Genomic DNA, 3,721 nt, shown 5'->3' with positions numbered 1-3,721 from the left:
CGTCCTTGCCATCCGCCGGCCCGCTCACGGGAGTCGTCCTCCTCAACATGGGGGGGCCCGACTCCCTGTCCGCCATCCGCCCGTTCCTGGCGCGCCTGTTCTCCGACCGGGAGCTGATCCGCCTTCCCGCGGCGGCGGTCACGCAGCCGCTCTTCGCCTGGATCGTCTCGGGGCTTCGGACCCGGGTGGTGCGGCGGTACTACGAGGAGATCGGCGGCGGGTCGCCGATCGCGGCGCTGACCGAGGCGCAGCGGTACGCCCTGCAGGAGGCGCTGGAGGCGACGGGCGCTCCCTTCAAGGTGTACGTGGCGATGCGGTACTGGCACCCGCTGGCCAAGCACGCCGCCCTCGAGATGAAGGAGGACGGGGTGACGCGGGCGATCGCCCTCCCGCTCTACCCGCAATATTGCGCCGCGACGACCGGCTCGAGCTTCAAGGACCTGCGCCGCCGGTTGGCGTGGGCCGGCTGCTCCTTCCCCGTCTCGGAGGTCCGCTCCTACCCCGACCACCCGAAATACGTCGCCGCGCTCGCGGAGACGGTTTCCGCGGGGATCGGCGCCGCGGACCGCGAGTCGATGTTCCTCCTCTTCAGCGCCCACGGCGTCCCGCAGGCGCTGATCGACGCCGGCGACCCGTACCGGTCGGAAACGGAGCGGACGGTGGCGGCGGTGATGCGGAGCTTCCCCGGGGTGCCGCACGGCATCTCGTTCCAGAGCCGCGCGGGGAGGGCCGCATGGCTTTCCCCCGACACGGTGGACGAGGTCACCCGTCTCGGCCGGGAGGGTGTGAAGACGCTGGTCGTCGTCCCGGTGAGCTTCGTTTCCGACCACATCGAGACGCTCCACGAGCTGGACATCCGCCTCGCCGCCCACGCGCGCTCGGCGGGTATACAATCGTTCCTGCGGGCGCCCGCGCTGAACGACTCTCCCGCGTTCATCGACGCCCTGAAGGACATCGTGCTGAAGTCGGAGTGACTTCGATGCCTCGCATCGTCATCGTCGGAGCGGGCCTCTCGGGGCTATGCACCGCGCACTACCTCGTTCGCCATCTTGCCGAGGCGGGGAACGGGGCGGAGATCCTCCTGCTGGAATCGGAAGCCGTGCCCGGCGGGAAGATGCGCACGATCCGGCAGGACGGTTTCAACATGGAGTGGGGACCCAACGGATTCCTGACGAACAAGCCGTTCGGCATGGAGCTGGTCCGTGAGCTCGGGATCGAGGGGCGGCTGTCGCGCTCCTCCGACCTCGCCCGCAAGCGGTTCATCTACTCCGGCGGGGCGCTCCACCGGCTCCCGGAGACCCCGCCCGCCTTCTTCCGGTCCAAGCTCCTCTCCCTGCCGGGGAGGCTCCGCATCCTCGGGGAGCCGTTCGCGCCCGCGGCGCCGCGCGGGGTCGACGAATCGCTCGGGGAGTTCGCGCGCAGGCGGCTGGGGCCCGAGGCGCTGGAGAAGCTGATCGACCCGATGGTCACCGGCATCTTCGCGGGCGATCCGGACAGGATGTCGCTGCGCTCCTGCTTCCCCGTCATCTTCGACCTGGAGAGCCGGTACGGCGGGCTGGTCCGGGGGATGCTCGGCGTGCGGAGGGAGAAGCGGAAGCGGGGCGTCGCGGGGGAGATGTCGGCGGGTCCGGGCGGCGTGCTGATGTCGTTCGACTCCGGGGTGCAGGCGCTGACGGACGTTCTCGCGGGACGGCTGGCCGACGGTCTTCACCTGAACGTTGCGGTGGACCGGATCGAGCGGCGCGGCGAGGAGTACCTCCTGTCGCTGTCGGCCGGCGGCGTCCGGGAGGAGATGACCGCGGATGTCGTGGTGGTCGCCGCCCCCGCGTACGCGGCGGCCGGAATGGTCGCCCCGATGGACGATTCGCTGTCCGACGCGCTCTCCGCGATCCCCTACTCCGCGGTGACGGTCGCCGCGCTGGGGTACGACGCGGCCGCGCTCGGGAACCCGCTCGACGGATTCGGGTTCCTCATCCCGCGCGGCGAGAAGCGGAAGATCCTGGGGGCGCTGTGGGACTCGAGCGTCTTCCCGAACCGCGCGCCGGAGGGGAAGGCGCTGATCCGGGTGATGGTCGGAGGCGTCCGGGCACCCGAGCTCGCGGCGCTGCCGGAAGAGCGGCTCTTCGCGCTGGTCCGCGCGGAACTCGCGGACATCCTGGGGATCGGCGCGGAACCGGTGCTTGCGCGCTCCTTCTTCCACGACCGCGGGATCCCGCAATACCTCGTCGGGCACGGGAAGGTGCTGGAGCGGATCGACGCGCGCCTCGCCCGCTCCCCGGGGCTGCACCTGAACAGCAACGCCTACCGGGGGATCGCGCTGAACGACTGCGTCCGGGAGTCGCGCGCGACCGCGGAGCGGATCGCGAAAACGCTGTAGCCTACTTCCCCGTGTACGACTTGGCGTCGATGAACGGCATCGCCCCGCCGGTCACCTGGGGGAGCACCCCGTTCCACTTCCGGATCGCCTCCTGCATCGCCTCGATCCGCCGCAGCTCCACCAGGTCCGAGGTGATGTTCTGCCGCTGCAGCCGCAGCGACTCGGCCTCCGCCTGCGCCGCGGCGATCTTCTGCTGCGCCTCGATCTTGATCCGGTCGAGGTCCCGGCTCGCCTTGAGCGCCATCTGCTCGGCGGTCTGCTTGTTCTCGATCGCCTGGGTGAACTGCGCGCTGAACTTGAAGTTCACGATGGAGACGTCCACGACCGAGATGTTGTAGTCGAGGAGCCGCGCCTTCAGAAGGTCCTTGATCTCCGTGCGGATCTTCTCCCGGTTGGTGATCAGCTCGACGGCGGTGTATTTCGCCGTGACCGCCTTCACCACCTCCTGCGTCACCGGGTCGATCACCCGCTCCTTGTACGCCAGCCCGATGTTCTGGAAGACCCACCCCGCCTTGTCGGGGATGATGTTGAAGTTCACGGCGATCGTGGAGTGGGTGTCCTGCAGGTCCTTGGACGCGGCCGCCGCCTCGGTCACCTCCTTCTGGACCCGCACGTCCATCTTCTGCACGCCCTGGTACACGGGGATCTTGAAGTGGAGCCCCTCGCCCCACACGTTGGGCGAAACGGCGCCGAAGTTCAGCACCACGCGGCGAACTTGATCAACCCGAGCTTCGGGGGCATGCTCCCACCTCCTGGGACGGTCTTTCCCTGCGTGGATTGCGCCTGGCCGAGCGCCTCCTTGTAGCGGCGGAGGAGCTCGGAGAAGTCGAGACCTGCCATGGTTCCTCCCTTCCCGCGGCGCCGGAGGACCCGGCGGGCCGGCGCGACCGCGGTTCCGGAAACTGTACCGTAACGGTCCGTCGCTGTCCAACCGCCCTTCTGCTATCCTTTAGGCGTCGGGGAATCCCGACCGGAGGGACGATGGAAGAGCTGACCGGAGGCGAAACGTGGCGGGTGTTCCGCATCATGAGCGAGTTCGTGGAGGGATTCGCGTCGCTCAAGGACATCGGGCCGGCGATCTCCATCTTCGGAAGCGCGCGGACCGCAAGGGACGAGTGGGGATATAAAACCGCGGTGAAGGTGGCGGAAGGGCTCGGCCGCAGGGGATTCGCCGTCATCTCGGGCGGGGGCCCGGGGATCATGGAGGCGGCCAACCGCGGCGCGCGGCGCGGGAAGGGGCTGTCCGTCGGCCTGAACATCCAGCTCCCGGCGGAGCAGAAGGCGAACCGGTTCCAGGACATCTCGATCTCTTTCCGGCACTTCTTCGCCCGCAAGGTGATGTTC

Annotated in this window: 4 protein-coding genes; 3 read left to right on the top strand and 1 reads right to left on the bottom strand. The window is 69.1% G+C overall.

Going from position 1 to position 3,721, the window contains the following annotated elements; all coding sequences use genetic code 11:
* Positions 1 to 47: 47 nt before the first annotated feature.
* Together hemH and hemG are read left to right on the top strand one after the other, a co-directional pair.
* Positions 48 to 974, top strand: a complete 927-nt coding sequence (gene hemH, locus HZB86_05170) for a ferrochelatase (GenBank protein MBI5904925.1) — start codon at positions 48 to 50, stop codon at positions 972 to 974.
* A gap of 5 nt (positions 975 to 979) precedes the next feature.
* Positions 980 to 2,377, top strand: a complete 1,398-nt coding sequence (hemG, locus tag HZB86_05165; protein ID MBI5904924.1) for a protoporphyrinogen oxidase — start codon at positions 980 to 982, stop codon at positions 2,375 to 2,377.
* A gap of 1 nt (position 2,378) precedes the next feature.
* On the opposite strand, the gene HZB86_05160 is transcribed toward hemG, so the two are convergent.
* A complete protein-coding gene (locus HZB86_05160; GenBank protein MBI5904923.1) occupies positions 2,379 to 3,155 on the bottom strand; it encodes a prohibitin family protein in 777 nt (258 codons plus the stop codon).
* 203 nt (positions 3,156 to 3,358) lie between these two features.
* Between HZB86_05160 and HZB86_05155 the strand changes: the two genes are divergently transcribed.
* Positions 3,359 to 3,721, top strand: a 363-nt coding sequence (locus HZB86_05155; protein MBI5904922.1) for a TIGR00730 family Rossman fold protein, incomplete at its 3' end; no start/stop codon positions are given.

This window comes from Deltaproteobacteria bacterium (assembly GCA_016234845.1).
GTDB lineage: Bacteria > Desulfobacterota > Deferrimicrobia > Deferrimicrobiales > Deferrimicrobiaceae > JACRNP01.
The sequence above is the reverse complement of the archived record's forward strand: the minus strand, read 5'-3'. Positions and strand labels throughout refer to the sequence as shown.